This window comes from Halopelagius inordinatus, from assembly GCF_900113245.1.
Lineage (GTDB): Archaea > Halobacteriota > Halobacteria > Halobacteriales > Haloferacaceae > Halopelagius > Halopelagius inordinatus.
This window is the reverse complement of record NZ_FOOQ01000004.1, coordinates 18,747-38,501: the sequence shown is the minus strand read 5'-3', so window position 1 is coordinate 38,501 and position 19,755 is coordinate 18,747. Positions and strand designations below refer to the sequence as shown.

General features: G+C 65.3%; 17 protein-coding genes. 7 read left to right on the top strand and 10 right to left on the bottom strand.

Features of this window, described 5'->3' with window-relative positions:
- The first annotated feature begins 18 nt into the window (after positions 1–18).
- Positions 19–927 (top strand): arginase, encoded by a 909-nt coding sequence (gene rocF / locus BM167_RS13655; protein WP_092893283.1) that lies wholly within the window; start codon positions 19–21, stop codon positions 925–927.
- Between the two features lie 138 nt (positions 928–1,065).
- Here rocF and gyrA read toward each other — a convergent pair whose 3' ends face one another.
- Both gyrA and gyrB read right to left on the bottom strand, forming a co-directional pair.
- A complete protein-coding gene (gene gyrA / locus BM167_RS13650) occupies positions 1,066–3,717 on the bottom strand; it encodes a DNA gyrase subunit A (RefSeq protein WP_092893282.1) in 2,652 nt (883 codons plus the stop codon).
- Position 3,718: 1 nt separating this feature from the next.
- Complete coding sequence (gene gyrB / locus BM167_RS13645; protein ID WP_092893281.1) at positions 3,719–5,632, bottom strand: DNA topoisomerase (ATP-hydrolyzing) subunit B; 1,914 nt, start codon at positions 5,630–5,632, stop codon at positions 3,719–3,721.
- A 213-nt stretch (positions 5,633–5,845) separates the two neighbouring features.
- Between gyrB and BM167_RS13640 the strand changes: the two genes are divergently transcribed.
- Complete coding sequence (locus BM167_RS13640; protein ID WP_092893280.1) at positions 5,846–8,266, top strand: DNA topoisomerase VI subunit B; 2,421 nt, start codon at positions 5,846–5,848, stop codon at positions 8,264–8,266.
- Between the two features lie 4 nt (positions 8,267–8,270).
- Positions 8,271–9,365, top strand: a complete 1,095-nt coding sequence (locus tag BM167_RS13635; protein ID WP_092893279.1) for a DNA topoisomerase IV subunit A — start codon at positions 8,271–8,273, stop codon at positions 9,363–9,365.
- Positions 9,366–9,392: 27 nt separating this feature from the next.
- Here BM167_RS13635 and BM167_RS13630 read toward each other — a convergent pair whose 3' ends face one another.
- The 4 genes from BM167_RS13630 to ligA all read right to left on the bottom strand — a co-directional run bounded on the left by BM167_RS13630 (position 9,393) and on the right by ligA (position 13,190).
- Positions 9,393–9,650, bottom strand: a complete 258-nt coding sequence (locus tag BM167_RS13630) for a CDGSH iron-sulfur domain-containing protein (RefSeq protein WP_092893278.1) — start codon at positions 9,648–9,650, stop codon at positions 9,393–9,395.
- Positions 9,651–9,691: 41 nt separating this feature from the next.
- The gene (locus BM167_RS13625; RefSeq protein ID WP_092893277.1) at positions 9,692–10,516 is read right to left on the bottom strand and encodes an alpha/beta fold hydrolase; all 825 of its coding nucleotides are present in this window, start codon (positions 10,514–10,516) and stop codon (positions 9,692–9,694) included.
- Between the two features lie 65 nt (positions 10,517–10,581).
- Positions 10,582–11,298: an MBL fold metallo-hydrolase gene (locus tag BM167_RS13620; RefSeq protein WP_092893276.1), complete on the bottom strand. Its 717-nt coding sequence runs from the start codon at positions 11,296–11,298 to the stop codon at positions 10,582–10,584.
- A 92-nt stretch (positions 11,299–11,390) separates the two neighbouring features.
- Positions 11,391–13,190 carry an ATP-dependent DNA ligase LigA gene (ligA, locus tag BM167_RS13615; protein ID WP_092893275.1) on the bottom strand — a complete coding sequence of 600 codons (1,800 nt, stop codon included), beginning with the start codon at positions 13,188–13,190 and terminating at the stop codon, positions 11,391–11,393.
- Positions 13,191–13,352: 162 nt separating this feature from the next.
- Here ligA and BM167_RS13610 point away from each other — a divergent pair, with 162 nt between their 5' ends.
- The gene (locus tag BM167_RS13610) at positions 13,353–14,885 is read left to right on the top strand and encodes a glutamate-cysteine ligase family protein (protein ID WP_092893274.1); all 1,533 of its coding nucleotides are present in this window, start codon (positions 13,353–13,355) and stop codon (positions 14,883–14,885) included.
- 36 nt (positions 14,886–14,921) lie between these two features.
- Here BM167_RS13610 and psmB read toward each other — a convergent pair whose 3' ends face one another.
- On the bottom strand, positions 14,922–15,650 hold the full coding sequence (gene psmB / locus BM167_RS13605) for an archaeal proteasome endopeptidase complex subunit beta (RefSeq protein WP_092893273.1): 729 nt from the start codon (positions 15,648–15,650) through the stop codon (positions 14,922–14,924).
- A 164-nt stretch (positions 15,651–15,814) separates the two neighbouring features.
- Positions 15,815–15,994, bottom strand: a complete 180-nt coding sequence (locus BM167_RS13600) for a hypothetical protein (protein WP_394327245.1) — start codon at positions 15,992–15,994, stop codon at positions 15,815–15,817.
- A 358-nt stretch (positions 15,995–16,352) separates the two neighbouring features.
- Here BM167_RS13600 and BM167_RS13595 point away from each other — a divergent pair, with 358 nt between their 5' ends.
- Together BM167_RS13595 and BM167_RS13590 are read left to right on the top strand one after the other, a co-directional pair.
- Positions 16,353–16,715 (top strand): DUF555 domain-containing protein, encoded by a 363-nt coding sequence (locus tag BM167_RS13595; protein WP_092893411.1) that lies wholly within the window; start codon positions 16,353–16,355, stop codon positions 16,713–16,715.
- Positions 16,716–16,766: 51 nt separating this feature from the next.
- Complete coding sequence (locus BM167_RS13590) at positions 16,767–17,306, top strand: CBS domain-containing protein (protein WP_092893271.1); 540 nt, start codon at positions 16,767–16,769, stop codon at positions 17,304–17,306.
- A gap of 135 nt (positions 17,307–17,441) precedes the next feature.
- On the opposite strand, the gene purM is transcribed toward BM167_RS13590, so the two are convergent.
- A complete protein-coding gene (gene purM / locus BM167_RS13585) occupies positions 17,442–18,446 on the bottom strand; it encodes a phosphoribosylformylglycinamidine cyclo-ligase (RefSeq protein ID WP_092893270.1) in 1,005 nt (334 codons plus the stop codon).
- Positions 18,447–18,737: 291 nt separating this feature from the next.
- Here purM and BM167_RS13580 point away from each other — a divergent pair, with 291 nt between their 5' ends.
- A complete protein-coding gene (locus BM167_RS13580) occupies positions 18,738–18,986 on the top strand; it encodes a DUF8028 family protein (RefSeq protein ID WP_092893269.1) in 249 nt (82 codons plus the stop codon).
- Between the two features lie 129 nt (positions 18,987–19,115).
- On the opposite strand, the gene BM167_RS13575 is transcribed toward BM167_RS13580, so the two are convergent.
- Positions 19,116–19,754, bottom strand: a complete 639-nt coding sequence (locus tag BM167_RS13575) for a zinc metalloprotease (protein WP_092893268.1) — start codon at positions 19,752–19,754, stop codon at positions 19,116–19,118.
- Between the last annotated feature and the right edge of the window lies 1 nt (position 19,755).

Genomic DNA, 19,755 nt, shown 5'->3' with positions numbered 1-19,755 from the left:
CTCCCGGCAGTTCGAGGTATGACGCGACCAACCCGAATCATCGGCGCTCCCATCGACTACGGAGCGAACCGACGCGGCGTGGACATGGGGCCGTCTGCCATCCGCTACGGCGGACTCGCGGCGAAACTGGAAGGCGCGGGCGTCTCCGTCGTCGACGACGGAGACGTTCGGGCACCCCGCGCGGAGGAACGCGACCCGGAGGCCGAGATGCCGACGGAGGGCAGAGCGAAGTTCCTCCGCGAGACCAAGGCGGTGTGTACGTCGCTCGCGGACCGCGTCGCGGAGACGCTCTCGTCGGACGAGTTGCCTCTCGTCCTCGGCGGTGACCACTCCATCGCCATCGGGTCCGTCACCGGAAGCGCCCGCGACGCCGACATCGGTGCCGTCTGGTTCGACGCCCACGGCGACTTCAACACCCCGGCCACGTCGCCGTCGGGCAACGTCCACGGGATGCCGCTTGCCGCCCTCCTCGGCGTCGGCGACTTCGCGGGCGTCGAGTGGGCGAACGCCGCCGGACTCCGCGAGGAGAACGTCGCCATCGTCGGCCTGCGCTCTCTCGACGCCGCGGAACGGGCGGCGATTCGCGACAGCGACGTGACCGCCTTCACCATGTCCGACATCGACGAGGAGGGAATTACGGCCGTCGTAGAGGAGGCACTCGACGTCGCGACGGCGGGCACCGACGGCATCCACGTGAGCCTCGATTTGGACTGGCTCGACCCCCGGGAAGCGCCCGGCGTCGGGACGCCCGTCCGCGGCGGCGTCACCTACCGCGAGGCGCACTCCGCGTTGGAAACCGTCGCAGAGAGCGGTTCGCTCCGCTCTCTGGAACTCGTCGAAGTCAACCCCATCCTCGACGAACAGAACGAGACGGCGTCGCTCGCGACCGAACTCGCCGCGAGCGCACTCGGACAGCGCATCCTCTGACGCTCCGACGCGCACCGCACTTTCGTTTTCACCGGTTCTCGACGCGGGCGATACGAAACCGCCCCACACCTCGTTTCCGGTGAACGAACGCGCTCTTTGTCGGGTGAGGCGGAGACGCGAAAAGAGACCGCGGGGGGCTTACTCGGCGCCGAGTTCGCCGTCTTCGAGACCTTCCGTGGTGATGTCTCCGACGTCGTCTTCGTCTATCTCTTCGAGTTCGACGGTGTCGGCTTCTCCGTCCGTCTCGGCGTCGTCGTCCGCCTCCGCGTCGGCGTCGGCGTCGGCGTCTACGGCCGTCGAACGCTCCTCGTTGTAGACGTCCACGGACGCGACGGCGTCGCCGGCGTCTAAGTCCATCACGATGACGCCCATCGTGTTCCGCCCGACGGTGGAGACGTCCTCGACGGGCGTGCGGACGATCTGGCCGTCGGAACTCATGACGAACAGGTGGTCGCCGTATCCGACAGTCTCCATCGCGCAGACGGGGCCGTTGCGTTCGTTCGTCTTGATGTCTATCAGACCCTTCCCGTTGCGCGACTGCGGGCGGTAGTTCTCGATATCGGTGCGCTTTCCGTACCCGTTCTTCGTGACGGTCAACACCCAGTTGTGTATCTCCTCGTCGACGGCGGCGACGCCCGCCACCGTGTCGTCGCCTTCGAGTTTGATGCCTCGGACGCCCCGGGCGGACCGACCCATCGGGCGCACCTCGTCCTCGTGGAAGCGGATGGACATCCCCTCTCGGGTGGCGAGTATCAGGTCGCGTTCGCCGTCCGTCACCTCCACGTCTTCGAGTTCGTCGCCCTCGTCTAGCGTGGTGGCGATGATGCCGGTAGAGAGGATGTTCTGGAAGTTATCGACGCTCGTCCGCTTGATGTACCCCTCGCGGGTGACCATCGTGAGGAACTTGTCCGTCTCGTCTTCGATGTCGGTGCAGTTGACGACGGCGGTAATCTCCTCGCCGTCGTCCAAGTCCAACAGGTTCACCGCGGACTTGCCGCGGGCGGTCCGACTCATCTCCGGAATCTGGTACGTCTTCAGTTGGTACACCTGCCCGTGGTTCGTGAAGTAAAGCAGGTAGTCGTGGGTACTGGCGACGAACACCGAGGAGACTCGGTCGCCCTCTTTGAGTTCGGTGCCGATAATCCCCTTCCCGCCGCGCCGTTGGGCGCGGAACCTGTCGAGGGACATCCGCTTTATGTAGTCTTCCTCGGTGACGACGACGACGGTGTCCTCTTCGGCGATGAGGTCCTCGTGGGTGACGTTACCCGTGTCCTCGATGAACGAGGTGCGGCGTTCGTCGGCGTACTGGTCTTTGATGTCGAGGAGTTCCTCCTCTATGACGGCGTCGAGTTCGGAGGTGTCCGAGAGAATCTCGTTGAGGCGGTCGATTCGCGCCTGCACGTCCTCGTACTCGGACTGAATCTCGGCCGCCTCCATCGAGGTCAGAGAGCCGAGTTGCATCGCGACGATGTGGTCCGCTTGGTCCTCGGAGAACTCGAACGTCGGAAGCGGTTCGCCGTCGACTTCCGCGACCTGTTCGCCGCGGAGTGCGGCCTTCGCGTCGTCTCGACTCTCGGAGTTGCGGATGGTCTCGACCACCGCGTCGATGTTGTCGAGTGCTGTGAGTCGGCCTTCGAGGATGTGCGCTCTGTCTTCCGCCTCGGCGAGTTCGTACTCGGAGCGACGGCGCACGACCGTCCGCCGGTGGTCGAGATACTCCGCGAGCGTCTCTTTCAGCGTGAGAACCCGGGGTTGGCCGTCCACGAGGGCGAGGTTGATGACGCCGAACGTGGATTCGAGGTGGTGTTCGAGCAGTTGGTTCTTCACCACCTCGGCGTTCGCGCCGCGCTTGAGTTCGACGACGACGCGGATGCCGTCGCGGTCTGACTCGTCGCGCAGGTCGCGGATTCCCTCTATCTTCCCCTCGTTTACGTTGTCAGCGATGCGTTCGATGAGGCGCGCCTTGTTCGTCTGGTAAGGCAGTTCCGTGATGACGATTCGGTCGTCGTCTTCGACTTCGAACTCGGCGCGAACGCGGACGCGCCCGCGTCCGGTCTTGTACGCCTTGTGGACGGCGTTGCGTCCGACGATGTTCGCGCCAGTCGGGAAGTCCGGTCCCTTCACGTGCTCCATCAGGTCCTCGACCGTACAGTCGGGGTTGTGGATGAGGTGGACCGTCGCGTCGATGACCTCTCCGAGGTTGTGTGGCGGGATGTTCGTCGACATCCCGACTGCGATACCCGAAGAGCCGTTGACGAGCAGGTTCGGGAACGAAGCGGGCAGCACCGACGGTTCCCGTTTCCGGTCGTCGTAGTTCGGTTGGAAGTCGACGGTGTCTTTGTCGATGTCGGCGAGGAGTTCCTGCGTGATGGAGTCCATCCGCGCCTCGGTGTACCGCATCGCGGCCGGCGGGTCGCCGTCGATGGACCCGAAGTTCCCCTGTCCGTCGACGAGGGGGTATCGCATCGAGAAGTCCTGCGCCATCCGGGCGAGGGCGTCGTAGATGGCCGAGTCGCCGTGCGGGTGGTAGTCACCCATCGTCTCGCCGACGATGGAGGAGGACTTCCGGTGAGAGGTCCGGGGGGTGACCCCCGCCTCGTGCATCGCATAGAGGATGCGCCGGTGGACGGGCTTGAGTCCGTCGCGGACGTCCGGCAGTGCGCGCCCCGCGATGACGGACATCGCGTAGTCGATGTACGACTGCTCCATCTCCTGTTCGATGCGGGCGTTCTCGACTGTCGCGGCGATGCCCGACCCGGGTTCGAATTCGTCTGGTGCGTCCGAACTCATATCAGATGTCCACCCACTCTGCGTCGTCCGAGTGCTCTTTGATGAACTGCTTTCGCGGTTCGACGGCGTCGCCCATCAGGATGTTGAACATCCGGTCCGCGGCGGCGGCGTCCTCGATGCTTATCTGCTTTAACACCCTGTTCTCGGGGTCCATCGTCGTGTCCCACAGTTGGTCGGGGTTCATCTCGCCGAGACCCTTGAACCGTTGGACCTGAGTCGGGTTGCCGTTGCATTTCTCCTCGATTATCCTGTCGCGTTCTTCTTCGGTCATCGCGTCGTACGTCTCGCCTCGGTAGCGAACGCGGTAGAGCGGTGGTTTCGCTGCGTAGACGTATCCCGCCTCCAAAAGCGGCCGCATGTGGCGATAGAGGAGCGTGAGAAGCAGCGTCCGGATGTGCGCGCCGTCGACGTCGGCGTCGGTCATCAGGATGATTCGGTGGTACCGCGCCTCTTCGATGTCGAACTCCTCTCCGACGCCCGCGCCGATTGCGGTGATGAGAGAGCGAACCTCGTTGTTCTCTAACACCCGGTCCAAGCGGTGTTTCTCGACGTTCAGAATCTTCCCCTTCAGGGGGAGAATGGCCTGGAACCGCCGGTTGCGGCCCTGCTTTGCGGACCCGCCCGCGGAGTCGCCCTCGACGATGACGAGTTCCGACTCCTCTGGGTCGCGAGACTGACAGTCCGCGAGTTTGCCCGGGAGCGCGGTGGATTCGAGCGCGGACTTCCGGCGCGTGAGTTCCTCCGCTTTCTTCGCGGCCTTCCGCGCCTTCGCCGCCTCGACGGCCTTCATGATTATCGACTGGGCGGTGCCCGGGTTCTCCTCGAAGTAGGTCCCGAGTTGCTCGTGGGTGACGGACTCGACGATGCCTCGGACTTCGCTGTTTCCGAGTTTCGTCTTCGTCTGCCCCTCGAACTGCGGGTCGGGGTGCTTGATGGAGATGACCGCGGTCAGACCCTCGCGGACGTCCTCGCCCTTCAGCGAGTCGAGGTCGTCGAGCAGGTCGTTGGTCTTGGCGTAGTCGTTGACGACGCGTGTGAGCGCGGTCTTAAAGCCCGTGAGGTGCGTCCCGCCCTCTCTGGTGTTTATGTTGTTCGCGAAGGCGTGGATGGAGCCCTGCAACTCCTCTGTGGCCTGCATCGCCACCTCGACTTCGATGCCCTGCGCTTCGTCGTCGTAGTAGATGACGTCCTCGTGGAGGAGCGTCTTCGTCTCGTTGAGGTAGCCGACGAACTCGCGGATTCCGCCCTCGAAGCGGAAACTGCTCTCTTCGTCTCCGACCTCGTCTCGGAGGGATATCTGGACGCCGGAGTTGAGAAACGCCAGTTCCCGGAGGCGGTTTTCGAGCGTGGAGAAGTCGAACTCCGTCGTCTCGAAGATATCCTCGTCGGGCCAGAACTGGATCGTCGTGCCCGTATCTTCGTCCGGTTCGAGGTCGCGGACGCGTTCGAAGGCGTCGGCCACGGGTTCGCCGTGGTCGAACTCGTGTTCCCAGACCGCGCCGTCGCGCTTTATCTCGACTTTCAGACTCTGCGAGAGGGCGTTGACGACGGAGACGCCGACGCCGTGGAGGCCGCCGGAGACCTGATACGACTTGTTGTCGAACTTTCCGCCCGCGTGGAGGACGGTCATGATGACTTCGACTGCGGGCCGGTCGTACTGCTCGTGCGTATCGACCGGGATGCCGCGGCCGTTGTCTGTGACTGAGACGGACCCGTCTTCGTGGACTGCGACGTCGATGTCGTCGCAGTACCCCGCGAGAGCCTCGTCGATAGAGTTGTCCACGACTTCGTACACGAGGTGGTGTAATCCCCGTGCGTCCGTGGACCCGATGTACATCGCCGGACGTTTTCGGACCGCTTCTAGCCCTTCGAGGACCTGAATTTGTCCGGCCCCGTACTCGTTTTCTCGTGACATAGAACCTATCTCCGCCTAAGCCATCTCCGCCCTTAAACCCCTCGTACGCGGGCGCGCGTAAGTGAACATACCGTACTGTGGGTACCGCCCACCCCGTCTCGGTACCGCGATTTTCTCTCGCTCGCTCGACAGGTTCTCGGCGCGCCGTCGCGTTCACTTTCACTCCGCTCCCGAACACGTTTTAACTGTCCATCGGGAACTTCTCGGCACAGAATGACCTCGTTCCAGTCGACGCTCGGCGAAGAGGCGGGGATCGCCGAGGAGCTGGCGGAGAGCCAGCGAGCAATCTCCATCGCCGAGTTCTTCGAGAAGAACAAGCACATGCTCGGCTTCGATTCGGGCGCCAGAGGGATGGTGACCGCCGTCAAGGAAGCGGTGGACAACGCCCTCGACGCGACCGAGGAAGCCGGAATCATGCCCGACATCTCCATCGAGATTCGCGAGTCGGGCGACTACTACACGCTCGTCGTCGAAGACAACGGCCCCGGAATAACGCGCGAACAGATTCCGAAAGTATTCGGGAAACTGCTCTACGGCTCTCGTTTCCACGCCCGCGAACAGTCCCGCGGTCAGCAGGGTATCGGTATCTCCGCGGCGGTTCTCTACGCGCAACTCACGTCCGGCAAGCCCGCGAAGGTGACGAGTCGAACGCAGGGGTCCGAGACCGCTCAGTACTTCGAACTCATCATCGACACGGACACGAACGAACCCGAGATTCAGGTCGAAGAGGAGCGTTCGCCCGCGGAGTCGGAACTGTCGCCGACCCACGGCACCAGAATCGAAGTCGAGATGGAGGCGAACATGCGCGCCCGCCAGCAACTACACGACTACGTGAAACACACGGCGGTCGTCAACCCCCACGCGCGACTCACCCTCGACGAACCCGGCCTCGACGAAGCGCGCCGGTACGAACGCGTCGAGGGCGCGAGTCTCCCGAAAGAGACAGAGGAGATTCGACCCCACCCCCACGGCGTCGAACTCGGGACGCTCATCAAGATGCTCGGGGCGACTGAGTCGTACTCGGTTTCGGGCTTCCTGCAAGAGGAGTTCACCCGCGTCGGCGCGAAGACGTCCCAGAAGGTGTTGAACAACTTCCGCGACCGGCACTTCGGCCGGGAGATGGCGTGGCGCGCCGCCGAACCGAGAGCGGAGGCGGAGACGGACCTCGAAAACGCGATCGAGGACGCCGTCGTCAACAAGGGCGCGGCGGCGACGTCCGAGTTCGCCGCCCGCGTCGCGGACACCCTGCGGAACCGCGACCGGACCGCCCACGCCGAACTCGAATCTATCGTCGCCACCGTCGCGGAAGACGTCGGTGAGGACCACGACGTCACCTTCGGCGAGACGGTGCGGGAGAACGCTGTCGAAGCGGCGTGGGGCGCTCTCACCGCCGACGTGACCGCCGACCTCTACGGCCTCGTCGACGACGCGACGAGCACTCGGAAGGACGACGAGACGGTGTCGGGACTCGCGGCGCGAATCGGCGAGAAGTTCGCCGACGGCCCGGCGCGACACCGCGCGACGAAGTCGCAGGTGCGCGAGTACGTCGATCGGTCCGCGGACGTTCTCGTCTCTGCGAACGACGGGCTCTCCATCGGCGAGACGGCCCGCGAGAACGTCGTCGAGGCGGTCTGGTCCGCGATGCGGACCGTCCCCGACGAGGTTCCGAAAGTCTCGGAGGTGGCCGGTGACAGAGACACCGCCTCGGAACTGTTGGAGGCGATGCGAGAGACCGACATCCTCGCGCCGCCGACGAACTGCCTGTCGCCCATCACCGCCGAACTCGTCGAGGCGGGCCTCCGCAAGGAGTACGACGCCGACTTCTACGCCGCGGCGACGCGCGACGCGGACGTCCACGGCGGCGACCCGTTCATCGTCGAGGCGGGCATCGCCTACGGCGGCGAACTCGCGGACGGCGGGTCGGTGGACCTGCTTCGGTTCGCCAACCGCGTTCCCCTCGTCTACCAACGCGGGGCCTGCGCCACGACGGACGTGGTAAAACAGATCGGTTGGCGGAACTACGGCCTCGACCAACCCGGCGGGTCGGGGATGCCGAACGGCCCGGCGGTCATCATGGTCCACGTCGCCTCGACGAACGTGCCGTTCACGAGCGAATCGAAAGACGCCCTCGCGAACATCCCGGCCATCGAAGACGAGATAGAACTCGCCATCCGAGAGGCCGCCCGCGAACTGAAGTCCTACCTCAACAAGCGGCGGTCGATGCAGAAACGGCGGAAGAAACAGGACGTCCTCGGGAAGATTCTGCCCGACATGGCCGACAAACTCTCGGAAGTGACGGGCCGACAACGGCCGAACATCGACGGGGCGTTGGCGCGCATCATGAACAACGTCGGCGTCGAACGCGTCGTCGACGGCGACACCGTCACTCTGAGCGTCGAGAACCACTCGGACCGGACGGAGAACCCCGACATCACCGACATCGTCTCGGCGGAACCGGCTGACGTGCCCGACGACGCCACCGTCGTGGACTTAGACGGCGAGTGGTTCGTCAAGTGGAACCCCTCTGTCTCCGCCGGCGAGACGGCCGAACTCACCTACACCGTCGTATCGGACGCGTCGTTCGACATCAACGTCGACGGCGTCGAGACGGAGAAACTGACCATCAACACCTAAACAAATGAGCACGAAATCAGACGACGAACTCGCGCGCGAACGTCTCATCGACCTCGCGGTGAAGTTCTACGACCAGTTCGACGAGGGGGACATCCCCCACATGGACATCCCCACGCGGACGAAGAGCAACATCGTCTTCGACGAGGACTCGAAGGTGTGGGTGTACGGCGACCGGAAATCCACCCGTTCCGCGAACAGCGTTCGCGGCGCGCGGAAACTCCTGAAAGCGACGTACGCAATCGAGTTCCTCGTCCGCCAACTCGAAGAGAACCGCTCTTCGACGCTGCGTGAACTGTACTACCTCTCCGAGTCGTGGGACGCAGAAGAGGCGCACTTCAACGACCAAGACGAGTCGAACCAACTCATAGAGGACCTCGAAATCGTCTCGAAGGTCACCCGCGAGGACTTCCACATGCGCCCCGAGGAGTCCGGCGCGACGCTCATGGGACCGCTGAAACTCCGCGAACAGACGCGCCGCGGCGAGCGCGAGATTCACTGCCAAGAGGACGTCGGCGAGGGGGGCTACCAGATTCCGAACAACCCAGACACCATCGAGTTCATCGACCACGACATCGACTTCATCCTCTGCGTCGAAACCGGCGGGATGCGCGACCGACTCATCGAGAACGGCTTCGACACCCAGTACAACTGCCTCATCGTCCACCTGAAGGGACAACCCGCCCGCGCGACGCGACGCATCACAAAGCGCCTGCACGACGAACTCGACCTGCCGGTCGTGGTCTTTACCGACGGCGACCCGTGGTCGTACCGCATCTACGGTTCCGTCGCGTACGGGTCCATCAAGTCGGCGCACCTCTCGGAGTATCTCGCGACGCCCGAGGCGCAGTTCGTCGGCATCCAACCCGAGGATATCGTCGAGTACGACCTGCCGACCGACCCCCTCGCGGACTCTGACGTGAACGCCCTCCAGTCTGAACTCGACGACCCGCGCTTCCAGTCCGACTACTGGACGGAGCAGATAGAGCTCCAACTCGATATCGAGAAGAAAGCGGAACAGCAGGCGCTCGCCTCTCGCGGACTGGACTTCGTGACCGACGAGTATCTCCCCACCCGCCTCGACGAGATGGGCGTCATCTGAGGACGGCCCCGTCTCCTCTCCGTCGCCTCAGTCGCCGTCGCTCGACTCCTCGTCTACGTACACTATCTCGGCTATCTCGCGCCGCGGCTTTTCGTCGTCGTCGCCCTCGTACTTGTACACCGTCTCCTCGTCTTCGTCTTCGGTCGCTCTGTGCGACCCGTCGCAGAACGGTCGGTCCGACGAGAGCCCGCAGCGACAGACGGCGATATCGCCTTTCTGCTCGTCGACGTCGTCTTCGTCGAGTTTCGTCGGGCCGGTCGCGTCGTGGCGAACCTCTCGTGGCATGGCCGCGTCTACTCGGCGGGCGAAGGTAGATGTTCCCGGTCTCACCGGAGGGGTTCGTCCCGGAGGAACCGCCGCACGACATCGACGAACTGCCCGCGATGTTCGTCCATCGCGGCGTGCCCCGCCCCGCGGAGGAGCGCGAGTTTCGCACCGGGAACCGCCTCTTTAGTCGCGCGGAGGCGAGACTCCGGGAACAGTCGGTCTTCGGACCCGCCGACGACGAGCGTCGGAACGTCGATATCTCCGAGGACGTCGCTCGCGTCGTGTTCGAGACAGGCGTCGCAGGAGACGACGACGTCGGACGGAACCGGCGGGGCGGACACCGCGCCGAACGCCCGGGCCACCGGCGCGTAGACGCTCTTTCGCCACCCGACGTAGGAGTGGCGGGTGGTCGAACCGTAGAGGCGACTCCACTCGCCGTTCTCGGCCAACTCGCGCCACGCTTCGACGATGGAGACGCCCCCCTCGCCGAGTCTGTCCGCCGCCGCCCCGACGACGAGTCGGTCTACCAGTTCGGGGTAGTCCGCGGCGAGATGTTGGGCGACGAACCCTCCCATAGAGTAGCCGACGACGTGCCCGCCGCCGAGTTCGTCGAGGACCGTGGCGTACGTCCCGGCCATATCTCGGGTGGTCGTCCCCGGGTCCATGCCGTCGGGTCGGGGAACGGTCCAAACGGTGTAGTCGTCGGTCAATCCGTCGTACGTCCGCCCGAGCATCTGCGCGAGTCGCCAGTTCGGGTGCCTGTCGAACGCCTCGCTCAGACCGGGCACGAAAAGAAGCGTCTGCGGGCCGTCGCCGGTGCGGTAGTAGGGGACGCGTCCGTCGATAAACCCGGAGTCGGTCGGGGCAGTCGCCGGTTGTATCATCTACCGGCCACCACGGCCCGGCGGCGCAAAGTCCTTTCCGCGGTTCGCAGGTCCGGGGAGGCGACTCAGGCCGGTCGTTCTTCGGGGTCGTCGATGACGACGGGGACGCCGCGGGACGCCACGTCCGCCGCGAACGCCTTCGGGTCGGCGGTGAGGAGGTCGATGGTGTCGTAGTGAATCGGAACGACGAGTTCGGGGTCGAGCGCCTCCGCCAAGTCGGCCGCCTCGTGGCGGTCCATCACGACGCTTCCGCCGATGTTGGCGAGGAACACGTCCGCAGAGAGGCGTTCGAAGCCGTCGAGGGCGTCGGAGTCGCCGGGCCAAAAGAAGGCGGTGCCGTCCACCGAGAGGCGGAAACCGCAGCCGAACCCCTCGGGGTGAGTGACGCTCCCGTCGTCGTTCGCGTGGGGGCCGTCGGGTTCGTTGTACGCCGGAACGCTCCAGACGTCCGCCGGACCCACGGCGAGGTGGTCTTCGTCGCCCACGCGAACCGTCTCGTACGGGAGGTCCTCGACGGGCGTCACGTCGCGGTCGATGTTCGCGGCGTCGATGGCCTCGTACGCGACGACGGTGGCGTCCTCGCTCGCCACCTGTTCGACGGCGTCGGAGTCGTAGTGGTGGTCGTGCGTGATACAGACGACGTCGCCGTCTCGGGGGTAGTAGCCGTCGAGGACGCCGTACCGGCCGGGGTCGAGGTAGGCGACGAAGCCGTCGGGCGTCTCGATGCGGACGGTGGCGTAGCCGAGCCACGAAACCGAGAGGTCGCGGTGTCGAACGGTCATACCGTGCCCTACAGACCGCTCGTAGTAACCGATTGCGGAAGCGTCACCGACCCGGGACGCCCGTACGAACCGCGAGCGTCCGCCGTCACCGGCTACTGGGCGTCGGCGAGGCGTTCGACGCGTTCGAGAGAGTCCGCGTCTTCGGGGTCTTTGTCTCCGCGGACGGAGACGAATCGCGGGAATCGCAGGGCGTATCCCGAGGAGTACGTCGGCGACTCCTGTATCTCCTCGTAGCCCACCTCGAAGACGACAGACGGCCGCAGGTCCACCTCTTGGCCGTCTTCGGCCCGTATCTCCGGTTCGAGCAGGTCGGTCAGGTCCGCGAGTCTCTCGTCCGTGATGCCCGTCGCCACCTTCCCGATGGTCTCGTAGCCCTCGTCCGTCCGCGCCGAGAGCAGGAAGGTGCCGAGGAACTCCGCGCGCCGACCCTCGCCCCACTCGGCGCCCGTGACGACGAGGTCCAACGTCTCCACGTCGGGCTTTCGTTTCAGCCAGTTTTTCCCCCGGTTCCCGGGCGAGTACGTCGAGTCGGGGTTCTTCAGCATGATTCCTTCGTGTCCCGCCTCCAACGCGCGCTCTTCGAAAGCGGCTATCTCGTCTGCGTCCGACGAGACAAGCAGTTCCGAGACGGCGCCGGAATCGCCGAGAACGTCGGTCAATCGGTCGTGCCGGGCGGTCAACGGCGCGTCCAACAGGTCCTCGCCGTCGTCGTGCAGGCAGTCGAACGCGCAGAATTCGACGCGCACTTCCTCGCGCATCCGACTCACGTCGTGTTTGCGGCGGAAGCGGCGGAGAATCTCCTGAAACGGCAGGGGGTCGCCCTCGTCGTCTACGGCGACGACTTCGCCGTCCACGATGACCGACCGGTCGACGTTCGCCTCGACGAACTCGACCACTTCCGGAAGGGGGTCGGTCACGTCGTCCATGTTCCGCGAGAACAGAGACACCTCGCCCGCCGCCTCGTCGTAGTGGACTTGGACGCGCGCGCCGTCGAACTTCGTTTCGACCGCCGCCTCGTCCCACGCGTCTACGGCGTCCGTGACGGTGCCCGCCTGCGCCAACATCGCCTGCACCGGGCGGCCGACTTCGAGGTGCACCCCGGCGAGTCCGGACTCCCCGTCGGCGCGGGCCACCGTCGCCACCATCCCGTAGTCGTTCGACACCTGCAGGGCGCGTTCGACCGCTTCGAGTTCGTCGTCGGTCGCGAGAATCGTCGGATCCTCTCTCTCGTCTGCCTCCTCGTCGGTACCGTCCGCCCCCGTCGCTTCGTCCGCATCGCCGTCGTCCGTGTCCGCCGATTCGTCCGCGCCCGCCCCGTCGCCGTCGGCGGCGTCGGCCAGGAACGCTTCGGCGACGGCGTCGCGGACGGTTCCCTCGCCGACGCCGATTCGCATCTCGGAGAGGACGAGTCGCGCGAGGAACTTCGCCTCCTCGGGCGAACACCGGTTGAACAGACCGAACAGGGTGTTGAGCTTCCTGTCTTCGCTCCCCTCGCCGTCGGCGGCGGCGAGTTCGCGAAGCGTCTCGTCCACCTCGGCGACGGTGAGTCCGTCCGTGCCGCCGGCGAACGCGGCGAGTCCCCGTTGCCCGCCGAAGTCGTACCCCTCCGCGACGGCCCCGATTTCGCCCACGTCCGCGAGTTCGTCCTCCACGTCGTCGGCGGTGACGTTCGTCCCCGCCGCCCGGGCGATGGCCTCGTGGAGGAGGCGCGGCCCGACGTCGAGCGTGGTCGAATCCCACGCCGGGAACACCCGGCCTTGCACGAAACGGACGACGACGGGGAGGTCATCGCCCGCGTCGCGAAACAGGTTACGGACCAGCGCCACGGTGGCCAAATCCGCGGGCTCTGCTTCCATCTCCGACGCTCGGGCGGCGAACTCGGCGAACTCCATCGGCCCGACGTACCCGCCCGGAGCGAAAAAGTCCGCCGACTCGGTTCGGCGGGGCGACGCGGCGACCGATGGGCGTTTGTGAACGTCCCCCGTGGGTGCCGTTCGGTGGCAATACGCGGTGCAGCCACGGGATTCAAGCCGTTCGACTCCACAGGGGTGCCTATGAGCGACGACCTCGCGGCGCGCGTGCGGGACGTACTCTCCGTGGACCCGGAGGAGTACGAGGCGCAAGCGGAGGCCGACGCCGACGTCGTGAAGTCGGAACTGGCCGCCGGAACGTTCGACAACTACCAGTCCATCGTCGGGTTCGAGTACGAGTTTTACGCCGTCGCCGACGGCCGGTGGACCGCGAGCGAAGACGACGGCGTCCACGCTCTCATGCGGGTTCCGAGGCGACTCCTCGAACTCATGGGCTTCGAAAAGGAGTTGGGGCTTCACAACGCCGAGATGACGACGAGTCCCCAACCGTTGAACCCCCACGGCCTCCGCGCCCAAGAGTCCGAGATTCGGTCTCGCCTCTCTGCCGCACTCGACTGTACGAACGCCGAGGGGATACGTCTCGTCAGCGACGGTCTGTGGACCATCCCCCCGGCCGGAGAGACCGCCCGCGAGTATCTCACCGACAGCGTCAGTTTCGACGACGTGCGGATGGCGACGAACATGAGCGACTCCGTGCGGTACCACGCGATGGCAAACGGGCCGAACGTGCCGGACACGATGAGCATCGAAGCGCCGCACGTCGAACTCGAAGCGGACACGGTGATGCCCGAGTCTCTCATCACCTCCATCCAACCGCACTATCAGGTCGCACACGCCGCCGACCTCCCGCTTTACTTCAACTACGCGCTCCGCGTGGCCGGACCGCTTCTCGCACTCGGCGTGAACTCGCCGTTCTTCCCGCCCGACCTCTACGACGACGCGGACGCACAGGAGATTCTCGAAGATAGCCACATGGAGAACCGCATCGCCGTCTTCGAATCGGTCCTCAACACCGGCGACACCGAGAAAGTTCGCTTCCCGGAGGACCTCTCGGGCATAGAGGAGGCGGTCGACCGGGTCGCACAGGACGCGACCACGGTTCCGATGCCCGTCCCCCGCGGCGACCGGTTCGACGACCAGTTCGCCACTCTGCGCCGGAAACACGGAACCTTCTGGCGGTGGGTTCGGCCGGTGTTCGAGGGGGCGACGAAGTCCTCCGCGAACGCGCGAATCGAGTTCCGCCCCGTCGCGGCGCAACCGACGGTCCGCGACTCCGTCGCGTTCCAAGCGGCCTTCGCGGGGTTGATGGAGAGCCTCACGAAGCGCGAACACCCGGTCATCGACCAGAACTGGGAGACCGCACGCGAGAACTTCTACTCGGCGATGCGAGACGGTCTCGACGGCGGACAGCGCTGGATAACGAACGCCGGCGAGGAGACGGTGGACCGAGAACGCGTCTACGAGGACCTGTTGGCCCACGCCGCGGACGGACTTCGGTCGGCCGGCTGTTCCGAGGAGGAGGCCGACCGGTACATCGAACCGCTCCGCGCCCGCCTCGATGCGGGCTGTACGCCCGCGTCGTGGAAGGTGACGCGGGTTCGAGAGGAACTCGCGGACGGCGCGTCGTTCGAGGACGCAGTCACCTCGATGCAACGGGAGTACATCGGACGGCAAAGCGAGACGCTCGTCGACGGGTCGTTCGCGGACTGGTTGTAGAAGAGAGCGACTGCGGGTCTTCGGCGGCGGGCCGACTTACAGGAGGTCTTCGAAGTCTTTGTGCCGCGTGATGTCGACGCCGTCCTCGGTGACGACGGCGACGTTGATGCCGTTGCCGGACGCCAGGTCGCGTTCGACGGCGCTCTGGATGGCGCGGGCGGCCACCGTCTTGGCCTCGTCGACGCTCAGGTCGTCGTCGTACTCTTGTTCGAGCACACCCAGCGCGTACTGACTGCCCGACCCGGTGACGGTGTACTCCTCTTCGAGGATGGAACCCGCGGGGTCGATGCTGTAGATGTGCGCACCCTCGGAGTCGACGCCGCCGAGGATGGGCTGGACGATGTAGAACGCTCCCGAGCGCAGGAAGTTCCCGAGGAGCGTCGAAAGCGCCTGCATGCTCATGTCCTCGCCGCGGCGCGACTCGTAGAGGCGCACTTCCGCGCGGATAGACCGGATGAGAGACTGCGCCGCCGAGACGGATCCGGCGATGGTCAACGCGCCCGTCGGGTGAATCTCTTCGACCTTCTGGACGTCCTTCGAGGAGACCATGCGGCCCAGACTCGCGCGCATGTCCGTCGCGAGGACGACGCCGTCGTCCGTCTTCAGGCCGACGGTGGTCGTCCCCGTCTTCGTCTCTTTGTCGCCCATCTCACTTGCTCGTTCGTTCGCGTTGGGAAACTCGCCGAGTTCCGGCGCGAACACGTTGGAGTGGTCGCCGTTCAGCGGGTCGAGGCGGCCAGAGATATCGTCGCTCGGAGTTCGCATTATCAGACCTTACAGCCCTGCGCTGATAAATGCAACCCTTACCCCCGCTGTTGCCCGTTTCGTCTGTCGGCACACGCGAGCGAAGAAACCGCACGACGGAGCGCCGACGCGACTGCCGTCGCTCTCGGTGGTCGAGTGTGGAGTTCGGAGAACGGAGCGGTGGTTCAGTTCGACTGTGCGTGGGCTCCGGCGCTCGCGCGTTCGTACGCCGTCCCGGCGGCGTCGACGAGTCGGTTGACGGGGAGGGTGACGCCGAGTCGCCGCGTGAAGAGGGCGACTGGCATCATGAGGATTCCGAGCATCAGGGTGAGCTGATAGAGGACGAACGTAACGCCCCTGTGCATTGCGTGTATCATCGCGCTGTCTATCGAGCGAGCGGAGACGCCGCTATATAAACCTTCTCCGTCGCTCTCGACTCCGACACCGATGACGTCTGGCGATTAAACCGGACTTGTCTATCGAACAACTGTACTGGGGTTCGGGCGTCTCACTCGGTAGGAGTTCGGTTAGCCGTCCCGCTCGTCTGCATAAGTTATGGCGACGATTCCGGTCGCATCCGCATTCGCCGGGCACGCGCGGCAGTCCCTCGCCGAGGGCGGAATCGCGGCCGAAGCGCGGACGACGAGGAAGAGGGCGGGGGCGACGCTGTTTCTCGCGCGGGCGAACCACAAGACACGAAACCCCGCGGCGTCAGGACGTAGTATGAGCAACTATCTCGTGGCCATGGAAGCCGCTTGGCTCGTCCGGGACGTAGACGGAATCGACGACGCCATCGGCGTGGCAGTCAGCGAAGCGGGCAAGCGTCTGAACGACAAGAACAAAGAGTACGTCGAGGTGGAAGTCGGCGCGACGCCGTGTCCCGCCTGCGGCGAACCGTTCGACTCCGCGTTCATCGCGGCGAACACGGCGCTCGTCGGCCTCCTCCTCGAAATCGACGTGTTCAACGCCGACGGCGAAAAACACGCCTCCCGCATCGCAAAGAGCGAAGTCGGCGGCGCACTCCGCGACGTCCCCCTCGACATCATCGAGGTCGTCGAAACCGAAGACGACGACAGTTCGGAGTGAGGTAGCTCGGTCCCCGAAACCTTTTCGTATAACCTCCGGTAATCAGGAGATATGGAACTTCCGACCCCGCAGGACTTACGCGAACGCCGGAAGGCGCTCGACTTGACCCAGAGCAGTCTCGCCGAGATGGCGGGCGTGTCGCAACCGCTCATCGCCCGCATCGAGGGCGGTGACGTCGACCCGCGACTGTCGACGCTCCGCCGAATCGTCAACGCCCTCGACGAAGCGGAGGGAAGCGTCGTCCGCGCCCGCGACCTGATGAACGAGTCCGTCGTGAGCATCTCGCCGGACGACTCCGTCCGCCACGCCCGAGACAGGATGCTCGACGAGGGGTTCTCCCAACTGCCGGTCATCCGCGACGGGTCGCCGGTCGGCATCATCTCGAACAGCGACATCCGACACGTCCAGGAGGAGAACGTCGGCGAACTGCCCGTCGCGGAGGTGATGCGCGAGTCCTATACCACGGTCGAACCGACGGCGACGCTCGAAGAGATAGACGCCTACCTCGACCACAACGCCGCCATCCTCGTCGTCGAGGGCGGCCAGACGGTCGGTATCGTCACCGAAGCGGACGTGGCTGCCCATCTGTAACGGTCCACTGCGGGGTCGCACCGCCGCGGGTCGGTTCGCTTTCTCTCGCCGCCGCGCGTGACCGGCGAACGTCGCGCTACCGCGCGGGCGACGCGCACGTCTGAGTTAGTCGGACTCCTCGACGTCGGCCCTCCGCTACAGTTCCAGACCGCGGACGGAGACGCCCTCCCCGTCCTCTATGCGTCCGATGACTCGGCCCTCCGTCTCGGCGGCGAGTGCTTCGGCGTCCTCGGGCGGGAGTGCCGCGACGAACCCCGTTCCCATGTTGAACGTGCGGTACATCTCCTCCTCGGAGACGTTGCCCTCCGATCGGACGAACTCGAACACCGGGTGGGGGTCGAACGCGTCCTCTACGACGTACCGGAAATCGCCCATCCGCGAGAGGTTCGTCCATCCGCCGCCCGTGACGTGCGCCGCGGCGTGGACGCCGTGTTCCCGCATCGGGTCCAACAGGTGGGTGTAGATTCGCGTCGGTTCCAAGAGCGCCTCGCCGACCGTCTCGTACCCCTCGAACGGGCAGTCGTCGGTGTACTCGTGGTCTCTCGTCGCCGCCTTCCGCGCGAGGGTGAGACCGTTCGAGTGGATGCCCGACGAGCGGAACCCGACGAGTGCGTCGCCCGCTTTCGCCTCTCCCGGGAAGATGGCGTCTTTGCGCGCGAGTCCGGCGCAGGTGCCCGCGAGGTCAAGTCCCTTGATGACCTCCGGCATCACCGCCGTCTCGCCGCCGACGAGTTCCATCTCGGCCTCCTCGGCACCGGCGGAGAGGCCCTCGCCGACCTGCTGTGCGAACGTCTCGTCGGGTTCGTCCACGGCGAGGTAGTCGACGAACGCGACGGGCCGGACGCCCGCCGCGACCAGGTCGTTCACGTTCATCGCGATGCAGTCGATACCGACGGTCGAGTAGTCGGAGAGAGCCTCCGCGACGACGAGTTTCGTTCCGACGCCGTCCGTCGCGAGAGCGAGATACCGGTCGCCGATGTCGAGCAGTCCGGCGTAGTCGCCCTCGCTCTCGCCGACGGCCGAGACGAGTGCGGCCGTCGCCGCCTCGCTCGCGTCGATGTCCACGCCCGCGTCGGCGTAGGTCAGTTCGTCCGTCTCCTCGTCTTCGACGGGGTCTTCACCCGCGCCGGTACCAGTCATGTGCGAACCCGCGCGGTGGCAGAGCAAAAGATGCTCGGTCCGTCTCCGGTTTGGCCTCGCCTACGTCGGCTTCGGTCGCCGCTAACTGGTGGATATTTCACCTCCAGAATACGCCGGCGGTTTGAAGCGCTCTGATACGTTAGAAAGCTCCGTGAAACTTCTAACGACTTCTCAGCGGTCGATGAACGGTCGGTGAAACGTCCGTTTTCCGTGAATAGTCAGAAATTCAGGCCAACGCTCGTGCCCCTATATGTAGCCCCGACCCGTTGGATAGGATGACGGTTCCCAACTATGTCAAGCGTCTCTTCCCAACACAACGAAACGCCCCTTCGCCGAAGCATCGGCGTCGCCAGTACCGCCGCCAAGATGGGTCTCCGGTCCATGGAGGCAGTCACCTTTTGGGCGGCAGTTCTGCTACCCTTCGCCTACCTCCCTCTCCTCTTGGGCGGACTCGGCGAGGGTGAGCAGTTGGTCTTCACCGCGTTCGTCGCCGCGAACGTCTTCGCACTCGTCGTCGGCCACGACCACGGCCGCGAGTGAGGAGTTCGCTGACGTCGGCCCTCCCACCGAATCCGCGACTCTCCCTCCAATCTCTCTCGGCTTTCGGTCTTTCTCTGCCCTCCTCGTCTCTCCGTTCACTTCCACGAAGAGTCGACGGCTACGACCGGGTCAGAAGCCGAGTCCCGAGACGAACGCCCCGGCGGTCAGAACGACCGAGAGGGCGAACACGGCCAGAAACACGGTCTTGCTCCAGCCGAACACCGTCTTCCCGTCGAGAGAGCCGAACGGGAGCATGTTGAACGCCGCAAGAAAGAGATTGATGAGGAGTCCGCGGCTCCCGAGGAAGGTGAGAAACTCGGACCCCACGACGACGCCGCCGACGACGAGAGGGAGGAAGACGGCGGCCAAAAGGAGGTTCGTCACCGGTCCCGCGAGGGCGATGAGGCCGTGTTGACGCTCCGTGAGTCTGCCGCGGTGGTACACGGCACCGGGCGCAGCGAAGATGAATCCGACGAGCGCGCTCATTATCGCCAAAAACAGCATGCCGTAGTCGGCGCGGAACTCCGCCACCTGTCCGAACCGAACGGCGACGACTTTGTGCGCGAGTTCGTGGAGGAGAAAGCCCACCCCGGCGGTGAGGAGACTGACGAGAAGCGGACCGACGACGCCACCGCTCAGTACGGTCGCGACGGCGCGTTGGCCGCCCCCGGCGAAGAAGATGGCGAACGCCAGACCGAGCGCCACCCACGCGAAAAGCAGGTCGCGGAGTTCGCGAGAGCTGAATCTGAGTGTCGAGTTCGTACTCATG

What these genes read in the sequence shown, in the direction of transcription:
- psmB (WP_092893273.1), bottom strand. Translation starts at nt 15,650, where the DNA reads ATGCGAACTCCGAGCGACGATATCTCTGGCCGCCTCGACCCGCTGAAC.
- BM167_RS13630 (WP_092893278.1), bottom strand. Translation starts at nt 9,650, where the DNA reads ATGCCACGAGAGGTTCGCCACGACGCGACCGGCCCGACGAAACTCGAC.
- BM167_RS13580 (WP_092893269.1), top strand. Translation starts at nt 18,738, where the DNA reads ATGTCAAGCGTCTCTTCCCAACACAACGAAACGCCCCTTCGCCGAAGC.
- BM167_RS13635 (WP_092893279.1), top strand. Translation starts at nt 8,271, where the DNA reads ATGAGCACGAAATCAGACGACGAACTCGCGCGCGAACGTCTCATCGAC.
- BM167_RS13600 (WP_394327245.1), bottom strand. Translation starts at nt 15,994, where the DNA reads ATGCACAGGGGCGTTACGTTCGTCCTCTATCAGCTCACCCTGATGCTC.
- rocF (WP_092893283.1), top strand. Translation starts at nt 19, where the DNA reads ATGACGCGACCAACCCGAATCATCGGCGCTCCCATCGACTACGGAGCG.
- BM167_RS13640 (WP_092893280.1), top strand. Translation starts at nt 5,846, where the DNA reads ATGACCTCGTTCCAGTCGACGCTCGGCGAAGAGGCGGGGATCGCCGAG.
- BM167_RS13625 (WP_092893277.1), bottom strand. Translation starts at nt 10,516, where the DNA reads ATGATACAACCGGCGACTGCCCCGACCGACTCCGGGTTTATCGACGGA.
- purM (WP_092893270.1), bottom strand. Translation starts at nt 18,446, where the DNA reads ATGACTGGTACCGGCGCGGGTGAAGACCCCGTCGAAGACGAGGAGACG.
- gyrA (WP_092893282.1), bottom strand. Translation starts at nt 3,717, where the DNA reads ATGAGTTCGGACGCACCAGACGAATTCGAACCCGGGTCGGGCATCGCC.
- BM167_RS13620 (WP_092893276.1), bottom strand. Translation starts at nt 11,298, where the DNA reads ATGACCGTTCGACACCGCGACCTCTCGGTTTCGTGGCTCGGCTACGCC.
- ligA (WP_092893275.1), bottom strand. Translation starts at nt 13,190, where the DNA reads ATGGAGTTCGCCGAGTTCGCCGCCCGAGCGTCGGAGATGGAAGCAGAG.
- BM167_RS13590 (WP_092893271.1), top strand. Translation starts at nt 16,767, where the DNA reads ATGGAACTTCCGACCCCGCAGGACTTACGCGAACGCCGGAAGGCGCTC.
- gyrB (WP_092893281.1), bottom strand. Translation starts at nt 5,632, where the DNA reads ATGTCACGAGAAAACGAGTACGGGGCCGGACAAATTCAGGTCCTCGAA.
- BM167_RS13610 (WP_092893274.1), top strand. Translation starts at nt 13,353, where the DNA reads ATGAGCGACGACCTCGCGGCGCGCGTGCGGGACGTACTCTCCGTGGAC.
- BM167_RS13575 (WP_092893268.1), bottom strand. Translation starts at nt 19,754, where the DNA reads ATGAGTACGAACTCGACACTCAGATTCAGCTCTCGCGAACTCCGCGAC.
- BM167_RS13595 (WP_092893411.1), top strand. Translation starts at nt 16,353, where the DNA reads ATGAGCAACTATCTCGTGGCCATGGAAGCCGCTTGGCTCGTCCGGGAC.